We start from the raw sequence: 15,841 nt of genomic DNA on the forward strand, positions 1-15,841 counted from the left end.
GCATAGCAGCCCCGGCAATATCTGCCGCGACGCTGAGATCCTGGGGCTGCTCCGCAGCCCTTTCGCGACACAAGGCCGCTCCTACACTAGGATTGCGCACTGCAGGTGAGATTACTCAGAACTGCACATCCAGAATCACACTGTCGGTATAGGTCGCCGCCGGTGGCGTCGCCTGGTCGGTGTACACCTTGGCGTTGTAGTTGAACACCTGGCTCCCCGTCCCGGTCCCCGCCCCAGGATTCACCTCGGCATCGCCGCTCGAGCGCCGCGCCGCGCCCACCGAGCCCCAGCGCACCACGCCGGCACTCTTGAAGATGTCGTAGGCCAGGTAGTTGTTGGCGCTGGACTTCATCCGTCGGCGCCCGCCCGAGACGTTCTGCCCGTCGTCCAGCCCCACCGTGTAGCTGCTGCCCTTGGTACACGACACGCTCAGGCTTTGGCTAACCGTGCCGAACCCGGCCACCACCGGCGCGCTGGCGAAACTGATGTTGGGCGTGGTGATCTGGCAGTCGTTGGTCACCGTGAGACTGACCAGCAGGGTCTGGTTGCCGCTACCGATATCACGCCCCAGGCAGATGTTGCCGATGCCGATGCCCGAGCAATAGTTCCAGCTCCAGGCGATATTCAGGGTTTCCTGGTACAGGCCAGCGGCGACGTTGGCGCCGACCACGGTCTTCAGGTACAGCGGCACGGTCTTGGGCGTGGTGCCGTTAAGCAGGCCCAGCGCATCGATGATGCCATTGCGGGCAAAGTCGAACTGCACGCCACGGCTGATTGGATAGCTGGTGGTGTTGTTGGCGTAGATCGTATAGGGGATCACATCGCCGGTCGGCCCCACCAACCCGCTATTGGACGAGGTGATGGTGGCGTAGAAATGGTCGCTGTTGACCAGCAACGACAACAGCGAACCGGTGCACTGCAGGCCGGCGTTGGTGCTCGAAGCGCTCTGCACCGTGGTGCGCACCAGCGTCGAGTTGACCGATCCGAACGCCGCCGGCGCGGTGGCCACCGCCGAGCACAACGCCCAGGCCGGCCCTGGCAGCGACAGCAGCCCCGCCAGACAACCGCTGGCCAGCCGGTTCATCGGCACACCAACGGGCCGATCAGCGGAATCGGGCCCTGCCCTTCAGGCAGGTCGAAGGTCACCTGGCACTGTCCGCCATCGGCCTTGTCCACCTGCAGGCGGTTGTGCGGTGCCAGGTTCTCCAGGTAGACCAACCCATCCCAACCCACCACCGCCTCGCCACCGCTTTCCTGGTGGCGCACCCGACTGCCCAGCTTGAGTTCCTGCTGATCACCGTCGACCAGAACCAGGCTCGCCGCCAGCACACGCTTGAGCGGGAACTCCAGCAGATAGCCGCTGCCACGGCGCACGGCCACGCGCTGCTCCACTTGCGGCGCCAGCACGTCGGCGGGCAGGTCCATCGGGTCGATTTCGTATTTGCCGCGGTAGTAGCCGCTGCTGTACGGCACCAGCAGGTGACCGTTGCGGTCGGTGCGGCCGATCTGCTGGTTCTCGTAGCGCACCGGCACGTCGGCATAGCCGCTGGTGCTGACCACCACGAAGGCGTCGTCGATGCGGTTGGCGGCGAACAAGCCTGCGTCCATCAGCACCAGCGAGCCGCTGGCGTCGGCCCAGCGGGTCATCTCGCCGCTGCTGCCGTAGGCGCCCACCTGCAGCTGCACCGACTGCAGGCGCCAGGTCAGGTCGGCCTGGCGGTAGTCGTCGCGATTGCCGCCGGTGGCGTAGCCGAGGTTGTAGCCCACCCCGCCGCCCACCGGTACCGCCTGGCTGTAGTTGACCCGCTGCAGGTCCTGGCCGTCCTTGCTGCGCTCGGCGCTGAAGGCCAGGGTGCCGCGCAGGTCGAAGGGGATCACCAGTTGCGCCTGCACCGCCCACTGACTGTCGCCGACCTCGCGGTTGGCCGACAGGTACAGGCTGCTGTTGCGCCACAGCGGCTTGCTCCAGCTCAGGTTGATCAGCCGCGTGCGCGTGCCGTCGCCGGCGCGCACGTCGAAGTAGCCGGCGCCGAGGCTGCCGTAGTGGTCCAGGTTGAGGCTCAGGGTGGCCTGCTCGCTGCGCTGGCTCAGGCGGGTGAAGGGGCTGTCGACCAACGACAGGTCGGCATAGTCGCCATGGCGCTGCACGCGCTGGTAGTTGAAGCCGATGCGCCGGCTGTTGTACTGGTAGCCCAGCGCCACCTGCTGGCCGCTGTCGCCCTCGAAGCGGCTCTGGGTCATGGCCGCGTTGAGCACGCCGTAGGTACCCAGGCGCAGGTTGCCGCCCAGGCCGCCGAGCATCATCGACTCGGCGCTCTCGGCATGGGTTTCCAAGGTGAAGTAGTCGGACACACCGTGGCGCAAGGTCGCCGAAGCCACGCCCGGACCATAGGCGAAATCGCGCACGGCGTAGTCGCGACGCAGGCTGCCGGCGGCCACCGAGAAGTCCGACAGCCCCTTGGCCAGCAGGCTGCTGGTGACATAGAACGGCAAGGTGGTCGACACCTGCCGGCCGAGGGCATCGGTGGTCACCACCACCGCTTCGCCGGCACCGTTGATGAACGGCACGTTGGTCAGGGTGTAGGGGCCCGGCTGCAGCTCGGTGCTGCTGCTCTTGTAGCCGTTGATGAACAGGTCCAGCGAGGTCGGCACGGCGGCTTCGCCGGCAAAGGCCGGCAGCGGATAGGTGACCAGGTCGGGACGAGCGCCGAAGTCGCGGGACAGTTGCAGGCCGCCCACGCGCACCGAGGTGGTCCAGGGCAGCGCGCCGGTCACCAGGTCGCCCGCCTCGTAGGTGAGCAGGCGCTGCTCGTCGGTGTAGCGAAAGGTGGTGTCGTAGCGCAGGAAACCCTGGCGACCCTGGGCCTGGGCGCCATTGAACGACTGGCGCCACTGCCCGGTGGTGGAAAAGGTGCCCCAGTCGTCGAACAGGCGCAGTTCGTTCCAGGCGGCCAGGTAGCTGCCGCCCTCGTCGGTGTCGTTGAGGTAGGCGTCGTAGTTGAGCAAGGCGCCGAAGCTGCTGCGCGCGTCGCTGGCCGGGTACAGGTTGCGCTCACCGACCTGCTGGTCGGGCAGCCAGGCCGGCGGCACCTGCAGCAGCAAGCGCTGGTTCTGGCTGTCGTAGTCGCTGTGCAGGCCGGGGATATTGTCCAGGGCCACTTCGCCCTGGGGACCGCCCGGCAGCTGGATGCCCGCCTCGCGCAACACCTCGCTGGCCAGGTACAGGCGCCCGGCGCGCTGCTGCACCGGCACCAACTCAGCCTTGGCCACCTGGTTCACCAACAGGTCGAGGTACAGCGTGGCGTCGGCGATGGCGGCATGTTCCGAGGGTGGCGGCGGCAGGTCGTCGGCCACGCCCAGGCCGGGCCCCAGCACCGCCAGGCCCAGCCACAACCGGTGCGTTGCCACCCGCACCCAGCTCACACACGATTTCCAACCATTACCGGGTCCTCCCTGGCCCCTGTGATTCGTTCAAGCCCCTGTCACTGCCCTTGCCTGATGGCCTGTGCCACCTCCTGGCCGTTGACCCGCCCCTTGAGCACGCTGGCCGCGCCCGGCGTGGCCGGCGCTGGCCAGCGCATGCTCGCGCCGGGCAGCACGTAACCGAGCAGCCCCTCGACCAGCGGCCGGTCCTGCCCACCCTGCTGCAGCACCACGTCGGTCAGGCGCGCATGCACCGGCCCGCTGTTGCGCAGCTCCACGTAGGGCTTGCCCTGCACCGTCACCGCGCGCCAGCTCAACTGCGGTTTGCCCACGCCTTCGGCACTGCGCTTGCCCTCCGGGTCGGGCTTGCCCCACAACCCTTCGCCGTAGACGAACAGCGGCACCGAGTAGCGCATCTGCAGGCGGATCGCCGCTTTCGGCCCTTCACTGGCGGCATCGGTCGGCAGCGGCGAGGGAATCTCGTCGATGATGATGCGGTAGGCCTGCTCCTGGCCGACCGGCGCGCTGGCGGTGCGGGTCAGGCGGATCAGCTGCTTCTGCCCCGGCGGAATGTTGGCCACCGGCGGGCTGCCGATGATCTCGCGCTGGGCCTGGAACTGCTCCTGGTATTCGCCCTGGCGCCAGGCGAACACCCGGACCTGCAGGCTGGTCGGCGCCGTACCGCGATTCTCCAGCCACAGCGCGCCGGCCTTCTGGTCGGCCTCCAGCACCGGGTCGATCGGCCAGATCAGCACCGAAGTGGCCGCGAAGGCCGGTGCGCTGGCCAACAGCAGCAGCCCGATGATCCCACGCGCCCGTTTCGCGCCTGCCCCCATGCCCCTCTCCTTCTTTCGTTATCCGCGGTGGCCTTTCACCAGGTCACCGTCACTTGCACGACATCTGTGTAGGTCCCGGCCGGCAGGGTGCCGGTCAGGGAGGTACGGCCATAGACCGGCAGCTTGATCGCCGTCGGGTCGCTGTAGCTCACCGCCACGCTGCTGCCGATGCCCAGGGCCTGACTGAACGCCGCGTCGCGGTACAACTGGTAGGCGAGCAGCTGGCTGCCGCCCGAGCGCTTGAGGTTGCGCGTGCCGCTGGCGCTGTTCTGGCCGCCGTCCAGGCTCATGCTCAGGGCCACGCCCGGTGTGCACTGGAAAGTCACCGTGGTACCGCCGAGCGAGGTGCTGAGGGTGGCCGTCGAGAGTGCCGAGCTGGTGCCGAAGTCCAGCACCCCGTAAGCCGTCACGCCGCCGACCACCAGGCATCCGGCGACGACCTGCGCGGTGACCTGGAAGGTGCTGGTGGTCACCGCGTGCGCGCCTTGCACCAGTACCAGGCACAGGCCGGCGAGCAGCAGACGCGCCGCGCCGGACACGGCTCAGAAGCTCAGCTCGACCGCCACCGTGTCGGTATACACCCCCGCCGGCAGGCCGGCCTTGCCGCGGGCCTGGCCATACAGGTTGACGGTCTGGGCCACGCCGGTGCTGGTCGGCAGCGTGATGGTGCCATCGATCGCCAGCAGCTGAGTGTGCCCGGCGTCGGTGTAGAAGTCGTAGGGCACGAAATTGCCCGAGCCATCGGCCAGGGCCCGGGTCCCCCCGGCGGACTGCGAGTCATGGGCTCCGGCACGCACCTTGATCGTCGGCACCGTGCCTGCCGAGCAGAGAATGCTCATGGCCCCGCCACCGCCGCCGAGCACCTGGCCGTTGGCGGTGGTGAACAGCGAATCCTGGGTGCCGAAGTTGAGGCTGCCGAAGTTCAGCCCGGACGTACCGCCGCTGCCGTTGACCTGGCAGGCGGCGGTCAGCGTCAGGGTCGAGCTGATGGTGCCGGTCACGGTGGCGGCCTGGGCCTGGGCAGCCAGGGCCAGGCCAAGGCCGGCGAAGATGCAGCGGGTGAGGTGCTTGGGCATCGGAGTCTCCTTGCGTGTTACCAGTCCAGGGTCACCCTGAGGGTGTCGCGATACAGCCCGGCCGGCAGCGCGCGCGGTTGCGCGACCACCACGCCGTAGATGGGCACGGGCACTTGCTGGGTGCTGCTGATGGTGAAGGTACGGGCCTGGCCGATGCCGTAGCGGCTGTTGCCGCCTGGGTCGATGGCCAGCTGGTAGGGAATCAGTTCACGGCCGTTGCTCAGACGGCGTACGCCATCGCTGCCATGCTGGCCACCGTTGATGCGCACGCTGAAGGCTCGCACCTGTGGCGTGCAGCTGATCTGCAGGCTGCCTTCACCGCCGGCCTCGTCGACCCGGCTGGTCAGCGGCTGGTCCCAGCTTGGCCCGCGCGCGCCGAAGTCCATCAGGCCCGGGTTGCCGAGGGTGGCTGGCTGCTGGTCGCTGCTGATCTGGCAGGCGGCGTTGATCACCAGGCGCGCCTGGATGAAGCCGGTGCTGGTGCCATGGGCCGCGCCGCTGGGCAACAGCAGCGGGCCGAGGGTGAGCAGCAGGATCGAAGTACGGTGCAGCGCGTCCATGGGCATGCCTCTCGCTACCAGGTGACCGTGACTTTGAGCAGGTCGGTGTACAGCCCGGTACGAGGAACCCAGGCCAGCTTGTCGATCCGTGCATACAAGGGCAGCGTCACCGAGCCACTGTCGGGCACCCGTGCCGATTGCGCCACGTCCACCGCCAGTGGCTCGCGCCAGGCCGCGTCGCGATAGAGCCGATAGGGAATCGGCCGGTCCCTGGCATCGAGGCTGGCGAGGTAGCGCAACTCGCCGACACCGCCATGCTGCCCACCATCGACTCGCACCTGGTACGGGGTGTCGGGGTTGCACTCCAGGCGTGGCGGGCGCTGGGCGAGCAACACACCGCTCAATGGCGCACCCGGGCCATCGAGGCGCGCCACGACGCCGAGGTCGATACGCCCCAACGCTTGCGGGCCGGCATCGCGCTGCTGGTTGACCAGCATGCAACCGCGCTGCACGCGAACCTGCACCTCGACGAGAAAGTCCGCCGCCAGGGCGCCGCCACTCAAGCACAGCCCCAAAAGCGCGGCAACCACGCGTTCCGTCACCCTGTCGATCCTTGTCTACAAAGGTTGAGTTTGAGCGTAGCAGCGGGATTGGATCCGCACAGCTGTCGGCCTACCCCTCTTTGGCATTAATGAAAATGGCTGATCGATGGTGGGAAATTTCCTCGCACCTTGATGAAACCCTTCATCCGCTGCCCTCTCTAAATGGCCATATGCCGGCAAACTCACCGGCCTTCTGTTACCGTGCACGACAAAACACCCTGTGCCGACCGCATACCCCGTGCATGGAAGGCCCCGACCGGAGCTTCCCTCTTGAGCGATTCAGCGACCCCGCTCGACCAGGCGATCGAGCGCTGTGCCCAGGAGCCGATCCAGGTTCCGGGCAGCATCCAGCCCCAGGGCTTCCTGCTGGCCCTGGACGAAACGACCTTGCGCGTGCTGCAGGCCAGCGAGAACGTCGAGCGCTGGTTCGGCATGCCGGCAAGCGAGCTGCTGGGGCAGCCCTTCCCGGAACTGGTCAGCGCAGACTTCGACTTGCCCGGCCAACTGGACTACCTGCCGCAAGGGGATGTCTTTCCGTTCCATATCGGCGATGTCCGGCTGCGCCAGGGCGCGCCTTGGCAACAGATGTTGCGAGTACTCGCCCATCGCCATGACCAGGTACTGATCCTCGAGTTCGAACCCTGCCAGAAAGGCGCCGCGAGCCCATACCAGGGCGACTACTATCCGCTGGTGCGCGCGTTCGTCAGCACCCTGCACCAGGCCACCAGTATCGAGGAGCTGCTGCAGCAGTCGGTGCGGCAGATCAAGCGCATCACCGGCTTCGGCCGGGTCAAGGCCTACAGCTTCGACGCCGAGGGCAACGGCACCGTGCTCGCCGAAATGGCCGACCCTGGCTACCCGAGCTACCTGGGCCTGAGCTTTCCGGCAGCCGACATCCCGCGCCAGGCCCGGGAGCTGTACCGGATCAATCGCATCCGCCTGATCGAGGATGCCGACTACCAGCCCTCGCCGCTGCTGCCGCCCCGCAATCCGTTGACCGGCAAGCCGCTGGACATGAGCTTCGCCGCGCTGCGCAGCGTCTCGCCGGTGCATCTGCAGTACATGCGCAACATGGGCACGCTGGCTTCCATGTCGTTGTCCATCGTGGTCGACGACACGCTGTGGGGCCTGGTGTCGTGCCACCACGATCAACCGCGTCCGGTGGACTTCCAGACCCGCACGGCCTGCGAGCTGCTGGCCAGCATGCTGTCGCTGCAGATCGAATCGCGCGAATCCCACGACCGCACCCGCACCCTGCTCGAACTGCGCGAGCGCATCGTGCGCATGCTGGCGTCGATGGCCGACCACGACAGCGTCAGCGACGGCCTGCTCGAACTGCCGCAGGTGCTGCTGGCCTTCGCCGGCGCCAGCGGCGCCGCCATCATCAGTGCCGAGCGCTGCGACCTGATCGGCGACACGCCCTCCGCGGCCCAGGTCAACGCCCTGGTGCACTGGCTGGGGCAACGCGGCGAGGACGCGGTGTTCCATACCGACAACGTGGGGCGGGACATCGATGAACTGCCGGAGCTGGCCAGCCATGTCGGCGGCGTGCTGGCCGTGGCCATCTCCCAGATCCACTCGCACTACCTGGTGTGGTTCCGCCCCGAACAGGCGCGCCAGGTCAACTGGGCGGGACGACCCGACAAGGCGATCAGCCCTCAGGGGCACCTCAGCCCACGCCACAGCTTCGACCGCTGGCAGGAGGAAGTCCGTGGCTTCAGCGCGCCGTGGGATCCACTGATCATCGATGGCGTGCTGGAGCTGCGCACTGCCGTGCTGGGCATCGTCCTGCGCAAGGCCGAGGAACTCGCGCAGCTGGCCGGCGAGCTCAAGCGCTCCAACAAAGAGCTCGAAGCCTTCTCCTACAGCGTCTCCCATGACCTGCGCGCGCCCCTGCGGCATATCGCCGGCTACACCGAGCTGCTCACCGAGATCGAAGGCGAGCACCTGAGCGAGCGCGGCCGGCGCTTCCTGTCGCACATCGATGAAGCGGCACATTTCGCCGGCTCGCTGGTGGACAATCTTCTAAACTTTTCACACATGGGGCGCTCGGCGCTGCGCCTGTCGGACGTCGACCTCAATGCCTTGGTCGACACCATCCGCCAGGAGCTCGAGCCGGACTACCAAGGGCGCGAAATCGTCTGGTCGGTCGCCCCGCTGCCCAAAGTCATCGCGGACCCGGCGTTCATCAACATGGCACTGCACAACCTCATCGCCAACGCCATCAAGTACAGCCGTGGGCGCGCGCCCGCGCGCATCGAGGTCGGCGCCGTGCAGCATGCGCAGGAAACCGAGGTGTACGTGCGCGACAACGGCGTAGGCTTCGACATGGCCTATGCCAACAAGCTGTTCGGGGTGTTCCAGCGCCTGCATCGCATGGAAGAGTTCGAAGGCACCGGTATCGGTCTGGCCAGTGTGCGCCGCATCATCGAGCGTCACGAGGGCCGGGTCTGGGCCGAAGGCCAGGTTGGCCAGGGCGCCAGCTTCCACTTCACCCTCCCCCATCACTCACCGCATTCCTGAGGCGTCTGCACCCATCATGCTCAAACCCATTCTGCTGGTCGAAGACAACCCCAGGGATCTGGAGTTGACCCTCCTTGCGCTGGAGCGCAGCCAGCTGGCCAATGAAGTCATCGTGCTGCGCGACGGTGCCGAAGCCCTGGACTACCTGCTGCGGCGCAACACCTATGCCGAGCGTGACGATGGCAACCCCGCGGTGCTGCTGCTGGACCTCAAGCTACCCAAGATCGACGGCCTGGAAGTGCTCAAGCAGGTGCGCGAGACCCCGGATCTGCGCAGCATCCCGACGGTGATGCTGACCTCCTCGCGCGAAGAGCCGGACCTGCTGCGCGCCTATGAGCTGGGCGTCAACGCCTACGTGGTCAAGCCCGTGGAATTCAAGGAATTCGTGGCCGCCATCTCCGACCTGGGGGTGTTCTGGGCGGTGCTCAACGAACCACCGCCGGGCTCCCTGCGTCTGAACCGGCGCGGCAACAATTGAGTCCGGCCACGATGCAGGGCACCCCACTCAGGCTGCTACTGGTGGAAGACAGCTCGATGGATGCCGAGCTGACGCTGCTTGGCCTGGAGCGCAGCGGGCTGCAGGTCCACTCGCGCCTGGTATTCGACCACGTCGGCGTCGAGCACGCGCTGAGCGAGGCCAGCTTTGACCTGATCCTCTGCGATTGCGTGCTGCCGGGCTCGTCGGGCACCGACGTCCTGGCGATCGCCCAGCGCCTGGCGCCCGACGTACCGTTCATCTTCCTCTCCGGCATCTATGGCGAAGAGCATGCGGTGGAAATGATCCGCCTCGGCGCCACCGACTACGTGCTGAAGAAGAACCTGCCCCTGTTGCCCAAGGCGGTGCGCCGGGCGCTGACCGAGGTGCACGAACGCCAGCGCCGCCGCCGGGCCGAAGAGGCGCTGGCCGACGTCGAGGCCCGTGCGCGCATCGCCATCGACGCGGCGGGCATGGGTACCTGGGACTTGCGCCCCCAGGAAGGCCTGTTGATCTGGGATGACCGTTGCAAGACCTTGTTCGGCCTGCCCACCGATACCGAGATGAGCCTGGAGGTGTTCTACGCCGGCATCTATCCGGACGACCTGCCACGGGTGCGCGAAGCCGTCGAGCAGGCCATGCGGCCGGACAGCGATGGCCTGTACCGCGCCGAGTTCCGTATCGCCCAGCCGGATGGCCTGGAACCGCGCTGGCTGCTCTCCACCGGCCAGACCCAGTTCGTCGACGAGCGCTGCGTGCGTTTTTCCGGCGTACTGCAGGATATCCACCAACAGCGCCAGGCCACTCGCGCGCTGGAACAGCTCAACGAAATGCTCGGGGAGCGGGTCGAGCGGCGCACCCGTGAACGCGACCGGGCCTGGGAGCTGTCCCAGGACCTGCTGGCGGTGCTGAACAAGGATCTGACACCGGTCACCTTGAACCCGGCCTGGGAAGCCAGCCTGGGCTTCACCCGCGAACGGCTGAGCCAGACCTCGCTGCTGCAACTGCTGCCCGAGGCCGACCAGGAGTCCTTGCTCGCCGAGCTTGGCGCGTTGTCGCTGGGCCGTACCAGCGCTCGCTTCGTCGGTCGCATCCTGCACGCCAGCGGGCAGCAGCGCTGGCTGTCCTGGGTGGTGGTCCCGGACGACAACCTGCTGTACGTGGTCGCCCGCGACATCTCCAGCGAACGTGAAGCCGTGCTCGACCTGGCTGAAGCCAACGAGCGCCTGCGCGAGCAGATCGCCGAGCGCGAACGCATCGAAGCCGCGCTGCAACAGATGCAGCGGCTGGAGGCGGTCGGCCAGCTGACCGCAGGCGTGGCGCACGACTTCAACAACCTGCTCACGGTGATCCTCACCGGTGCCAGCTTCCTCCAGCGCGACCTGGACAAGGGCTCGCTGGACAAGGCCCACACCCGCCTCCAGCACATCCGCGAGGCCGGCGAGCGCGGTGCCAAGCTGACCGCGCAGTTGTTGGCCTTCTCGCGCAAGCAACGTCTCGAACCCGTGGCGATAGACCTCAACCGCACCCTCTCCGGCCTGGAGGAGCTGCTGCGGCGCACCCTGGGCGGCAGCATCTCGGTACGGCTGGACCTGGATGGCCATCTCTGGCAGGCACTCACCGACCCGACCCAGACCGAGATGATCATCCTCAACCTGGCGATCAACGCCCGCGACGCGATGCCCGACGGTGGCCAGCTGACGCTGGTCACCCGCAACAACCGGGTCAGCGCCCGCCCCCGCCGCCCGGAAGCCCCTGAGCCGGGCGAGTACGTGGTGCTGTCGATTCGCGATACCGGCTGCGGCATGAGCGAGGAAGTGGTGGCCAAGGTCTTCGAGCCGTTCTTCACCACCAAGGATATCGGCAAGGGTTCGGGCCTGGGCCTGGCCCAGGTGTTCGGCTTCGCCAAGCAATCCGGCGGCGGCGTGCGCATCGATACCGCGCCCGGTCGCGGCACCCAGGTCAGCGTCTACCTGCCAGCGGTGCAGCAGCCGGCGTCGCTGGTACCCGCCGAGCCGGACAAGCCCGTGATGCTGGCACGCCATGCCACGGACCGTCAGGTATTGCTGGTGGATGACGACCACCTGGTGCGGGAGATGATTGGCGACGTCCTGCGCCGCCAGGGTTACCTGGTGCGGCAGGCGCACAGCAGCGAGCAGGCCTTGGCCTTGCTCGACGAGCACGTGGAAGTGTTGCTCACCGACTTCGCCATGCCCGAATTCAATGGTGCCCAGCTGGCCCTGGCGGCCCGCGAGCGCTTCCCGAACCTGCCAGTGGTGTTCCTCACCGGCTATGCGCAGTTGCAAGGCCTGGAGCTGCCCGGCTGTCCGGTGATCCAGAAACCGGTGAGCGAGCAGGCGTTGGCCCAGGCGCTCGCCGAGGCACTGGAAAACAGGTAGGCAGAAACGAAAAAATCGCCTGCGGGCGATTTTGGGGAAGGTGTTGCTTGGAAATGGCAGGGGCGGCTGGATTCGAACCAACGCATGGCAGGATCAAAACCTGCTGCCTTACCGCTTGGCGACGCCCCTGTATCGGATGCGGCGAGTGACTGAGCACCGCCTATCTGACCATTCGCTGCACGTTGCGAGTGTCGCTGTGCAGGAATGGCGCGCACTTTAACAAGCTTTTTTCGGAGTGGGAAGCTTTTTTTAAAAAAAATCGCAGGAAAACAGCAAGTTAGTCATAACTGCCGAGCCATGTGCTGGTTCAACAGGCCTTTTCGCGGGGCAAGCTGCTCCCGAGTGAGTCTGCCCGTGAAATGACCACGGCTGCCATTCGTCGCTTTTCCCCCTGCGCGCCTCAACACAATCGCGCTCCCCCCTTCCAATCAGATAGAACCCCATCTGCGCATCACAAGGAGGGCGCCATGCCAGTTTCCCATGACCTCTATCAGGACCTTCACTACCCACGCGAAATCGTGCAACAACGCCGTCAGCAGGACAGCAAGCTCGACCGCCTGCTCGACGAATACATGGACATCGACAACCAGGTGCTGGCCGCCGAATCCATCTCGGCGGGCAACTTCGTCGACGACGATCTGCGCCATCTGAAGGAAAGGCGCCTGGCGATCAAGTACATGATCGAGCGCCAGCTGGAGCGCAAGGGCTGACCTATCGCGTTTCACGATCATTGCCCGGCACATTCTCGATTGCTCACAATGGCTGCCCTCGCGCAAGCTGCGCCCTGCCAAGTCCCGACCCGAGGAGCACGCCCTTGTCCATCTGGATTCCCGCCCCCCTGCGCCACCTGGGCCGGCGTCGGCATGCCGACGCGCCGGCGACCAGTGCCTTGATGGAGCACTTCCAGCGTCGGGCCGGCGAGCGCGGCTACACCGTGAGCGACGGCCAACGCCGGGTGATCGAGGCCATGGCCGCGCAGCTGGACGCGCTTGCCACCGGCCGGGCGCACAGCCTTTACCTCCACGGGGCGGTCGGACGCGGCAAGAGCTGGCTGCTCGACGTGTTCTTCGAGGCCGTGCCCACGCCGAGCAAACGCCGCCTGCACTTCCATGACTTCTTCGCCCGCCTGCACCAGGGCATGCATCAGCACCGGGCGTTGGACGACGCCCTTGGCACGACGCTCGACGAACTGCTCGGCGACTGCCGGGTCCTGTGCTTCGACGAGTTCCACGTCCACGACATTGGCGATGCCATGCTGCTGACCCGGCTGTTCGACGCCCTGTTCACGCGCGGTGTGTTGCTGCTGTTGACCTCCAACTACGCGCCCGAAGGCCTGCTGCCCAACCCGCTGTACCACGAGCGCTTCCTGCCGGTGATCCGCCTGCTCAACAGCCATATGCAGGTGCTCGAGTTGGGTGGTGACACCGACGGACCTCAGGTGATGTTCGGTTTCCACGATCTGTGCGAGCAGGCCACCGCGGTGATCGACTACCTGGTGCTGGCCGAGCGCTTCGAGCGCTGGATCATCGACGGCCTGGACGACCTGGCCGAGTGCTCGCTGGCGGCGCAGCAGCGCTTCGTCAACCTGATCGATGTGCTGTATGACCAGGATCGCGAGCTGGTGCTGCTCGGTCGACGGCCCCTCGCGCAGAGCCTGGGCGGCGCCCTCGCCGACCTGATGCGCACGCGCAGCCGTCTGGGGCAGTTGCATCAGGTCGGGCCAGGCCAGCCGCTCGCCGAACTGTAGGCGCACGCGGCCTTTCGCCGGCAAGTCGCACCGCCGCCCCACAGGTATTGCCTGATCCTGTGGGAGCGGGTTTACCCGCGAAGCAGGCGCCACGGTGCAGGGTCGACTTCAACCCGCCCGTGGCAGGTCCGCCAATACCGCTTCCATTTCCCCCAGCACCGCCGGATCGTCCAGGGTCGACGGCGGCAGGTAATCCTGCCCGTCGGCGATCTTGCGCAGCACCGCCCGCAAGATCTTGCCCGAGCGGGTCTTGGGCAGGCGCTTGACCAGCCGCACCCGGTTGAAGCAGGCCAGGGCGCCGATCTGCTCGCGCACACTGGCGACCAGCTCGCCCTGCAACTGCGCCTCGCCGATGCCCTGGCCGTCCTTGAGCACCACCAGCGCCAGCGGCACCTGGCCCTTGATCTCGTCATGCACGCCGATCACCGCGCACTCCGCCACCGCCGGATGACGTGCCACCAAGTCCTCCATCTCGCCGGTGGACAGGCGATGGCCGGAGACGTTGATCACATCGTCGGTGCGTCCCATGATGTAGACGAAACCCTCGTCGTCCAGGTAGCCGCCGTCGCCCGTGTGGTAGTAGCCCGGGTAACTGTGCAGGTAGGCCTGCAGGTAACGTTGGTGATCGCCCCACAGCGTCTGGCTGCAACCGGGCGGCAGCGGCAGGGCGATGACGATGGCGCCTTGCTGGTTCGGCCCCAGGGGTTTTCCGTCATCGTCCAGCACCTGCACGTGGTAACCAGGCACCGCGCGATTGCTCGAACCCGGCCGCGCCGCGCTGCCCTCCAGGCCCACGCATGGCGCGGTCACCGGCCAGCCGGTCTCGGTCTGCCACCAATGGTCATGCACTGGCTTGCCGCTGACCCGTTCGAGCCACTCATGGGTGCTGGAGTCGAGCTTCTCGCCCGCGAGGAACAGCTGGCGCAGCGAACCCAGGTCGTGACGACGGATCAGCTCGCCTTCGGGGTCCTCCTTGCGAATCGCGCGCATGGCGGTCGGCGCGCAGAACAGCGCATTGACCTTGTACCGCTCGACCACCCGCCAGTATGCCGAGGCGTCCGGCGTACGGATCGGCTTGCCTTCGTAGAACACCGTGGTGCAGCCGCTCATCAGCGGCCCGTAGACGATCAGCGAATGCCCGACCACCCAGCCCACATCGGAAATCCCCCACCACACGTCGCCCGCCTGCATGCCATAGACATGGCGCATCGCGTAGCGCAAGGCGACGGCATTGCCACCGTTTTCCCGGACGATACCCTTGGGTTTGCCGGTAGTGCCCGAGGTGTACATGATGTACAGCGGATGGCTCGCCTCCAGCTCCACGGGCGCCACCGGCTCGGCGCCGGCCAGCGCCCGCTGCCAGTCCAGGTCGCGCCCGGCCTGCAATTCGGCGCGCGCCTGGGGCCGCTGCAGCACCAGCACATGGCGCGGCTGGTGCGTGGCCAGTTGCAGGGCGCGGTCGACCAGCGGCTTGTATTCGATCACGCGGTCGAACTCTAGCCCGCAGGACGCCGTCAGCAGCAAGGTCGGACGGGCGTCGTCGATGCGCAGGGCCAGCTCGTTGGCGGCAAAGCCGCCGAACACCACCGAGTGCACCGCGCCGATGCGCGCGCAGGCGAGCATGGCCATGGCCGCCTCGGGCACCATCGGCATGTAGATGATCACCCCATCGCCCTTACCCACGCCCAACGCGCGCAGCAGCCCGGCCAGGCGCGCGACCTCGTCGCGCAGTTGCTGGTAGGTGAAGGTCTGCTGTACACCGGTCACCGGCGAGTCGTAGATCAGCGCCGCTTGCTCGCCTCGACCCTGTTCGATCTGATGATCGAGTGCCAGGTAGCAGCTGTTCAGACGGCCATCGGCGAACCAGCGGTGGGTGCCGTCGGCGTTCTGCTGCAGGGTCAGGGTCGGCTTGCGGTGCCAGGCCAGTTGCTCGGCCTGGGCCTGCCAGAAAGCGGCGGGGTCGGTGATGGAGCGGGCATAGCTGTGCTGATAAGTCATTGGTTCGCAACCCGGTACTTGTTGTTATTGAAGGGCGAACGCTGAGTATGGACCGGGGTCGCGCGACTGCCATCGGACTTAAGTCGCAACCCTTGTGCAGATTTGCCATGGCCAACGTCTGGACTGACCGGCCCCAGCACGGCCGGACGCGGTCCCGCGCTACACCGGCAGGACAGTGTGGAGAAGCACTCGGCCACGGCGCCTGGAGCAATCGCCCCATTACGGTGCAAAGCCTCTAGAATAGGCCACCTCTTCAGCCACC

13 protein-coding genes and 1 tRNA gene are annotated in these 15,841 nt (G+C 66.9%); 5 read left to right on the plus strand and 9 right to left on the minus strand.

Going from position 1 to position 15,841, the window contains the following annotated elements; translation table 11 throughout:
- Positions 1-115: 115 nt before the first annotated feature.
- The 7 genes from N7422_RS09735 to N7422_RS09765 all read right to left on the minus strand — a co-directional run bounded on the left by N7422_RS09735 (position 116) and on the right by N7422_RS09765 (position 6,437).
- Entirely contained in the window at positions 116-1,084 is a 969-nt protein-coding gene (locus N7422_RS09735) for a spore coat U domain-containing protein (RefSeq protein WP_279806325.1), read from the minus strand.
- Positions 1,081-3,414: a fimbria/pilus outer membrane usher protein gene (locus N7422_RS09740; RefSeq protein WP_279806536.1), complete on the minus strand. Its 2,334-nt coding sequence runs from the start codon at positions 3,412-3,414 to the stop codon at positions 1,081-1,083. The genes N7422_RS09735 and N7422_RS09740 overlap by 4 nt, the downstream gene beginning before the upstream one ends.
- A 68-nt stretch (positions 3,415-3,482) precedes the next feature.
- Complete coding sequence (locus N7422_RS09745) at positions 3,483-4,259, minus strand: molecular chaperone (protein ID WP_279806326.1); 777 nt, start codon at positions 4,257-4,259, stop codon at positions 3,483-3,485.
- Positions 4,260-4,294: 35 nt separating this feature from the next.
- Positions 4,295-4,780 carry a spore coat U domain-containing protein gene (locus tag N7422_RS09750; protein ID WP_279806537.1) on the minus strand — a complete coding sequence of 162 codons (486 nt, stop codon included), beginning with the start codon at positions 4,778-4,780 and terminating at the stop codon, positions 4,295-4,297.
- Positions 4,781-4,801: 21 nt separating this feature from the next.
- Positions 4,802-5,335: a spore coat U domain-containing protein gene (locus N7422_RS09755; protein WP_279806327.1), complete on the minus strand. Its 534-nt coding sequence runs from the start codon at positions 5,333-5,335 to the stop codon at positions 4,802-4,804.
- Between the two features lie 17 nt (positions 5,336-5,352).
- Entirely contained in the window at positions 5,353-5,886 is a 534-nt protein-coding gene (locus N7422_RS09760; protein ID WP_279806538.1) for a spore coat U domain-containing protein, read from the minus strand.
- Positions 5,887-5,909: 23 nt separating this feature from the next.
- A complete protein-coding gene (locus tag N7422_RS09765) occupies positions 5,910-6,437 on the minus strand; it encodes a spore coat U domain-containing protein (protein ID WP_279806328.1) in 528 nt (175 codons plus the stop codon).
- A gap of 270 nt (positions 6,438-6,707) precedes the next feature.
- Between N7422_RS09765 and N7422_RS09770 the strand changes: the two genes are divergently transcribed.
- The 3 genes from N7422_RS09770 to N7422_RS09780 are packed head-to-tail and all read left to right on the plus strand — an operon-like array spanning position 6,708 to position 11,834.
- Positions 6,708-8,960, plus strand: a complete 2,253-nt coding sequence (locus tag N7422_RS09770) for an ATP-binding protein (RefSeq protein WP_279806329.1) — start codon at positions 6,708-6,710, stop codon at positions 8,958-8,960.
- 16 nt (positions 8,961-8,976) lie between these two features.
- Entirely contained in the window at positions 8,977-9,438 is a 462-nt protein-coding gene (locus tag N7422_RS09775; RefSeq protein ID WP_279806330.1) for a response regulator, read from the plus strand.
- Between the two features lie 11 nt (positions 9,439-9,449).
- Positions 9,450-11,834 (plus strand): response regulator, encoded by a 2,385-nt coding sequence (locus N7422_RS09780; protein WP_279806331.1) that lies wholly within the window; start codon positions 9,450-9,452, stop codon positions 11,832-11,834.
- Positions 11,835-11,888: 54 nt separating this feature from the next.
- On the opposite strand, the gene N7422_RS09785 is transcribed toward N7422_RS09780, so the two are convergent.
- Positions 11,889-11,963: transfer RNA gene (locus N7422_RS09785), tRNA-Gln, on the minus strand.
- A 338-nt stretch (positions 11,964-12,301) separates the two neighbouring features.
- Here N7422_RS09785 and N7422_RS09790 point away from each other — a divergent pair.
- On the plus strand, positions 12,302-12,544 hold the full coding sequence (locus tag N7422_RS09790) for a hypothetical protein (RefSeq protein ID WP_279806332.1): 243 nt from the start codon (positions 12,302-12,304) through the stop codon (positions 12,542-12,544).
- A 104-nt stretch (positions 12,545-12,648) separates the two neighbouring features.
- The gene (gene zapE / locus N7422_RS09795) at positions 12,649-13,581 is read left to right on the plus strand and encodes a cell division protein ZapE (RefSeq protein WP_279806333.1); all 933 of its coding nucleotides are present in this window, start codon (positions 12,649-12,651) and stop codon (positions 13,579-13,581) included.
- A 108-nt stretch (positions 13,582-13,689) separates the two neighbouring features.
- Here zapE and N7422_RS09800 read toward each other — a convergent pair whose 3' ends face one another.
- The gene (locus tag N7422_RS09800) at positions 13,690-15,579 is read right to left on the minus strand and encodes a propionyl-CoA synthetase (RefSeq protein WP_279806334.1); all 1,890 of its coding nucleotides are present in this window, start codon (positions 15,577-15,579) and stop codon (positions 13,690-13,692) included.
- Positions 15,580-15,841: the final 262 nt, after the last annotated feature.

Origin of the sequence: Pseudomonas sp. GD04091, from assembly GCF_029836165.1 — a bacterium.
In the GTDB taxonomy this organism is placed as follows: domain Bacteria; phylum Pseudomonadota; class Gammaproteobacteria; order Pseudomonadales; family Pseudomonadaceae; genus Aquipseudomonas.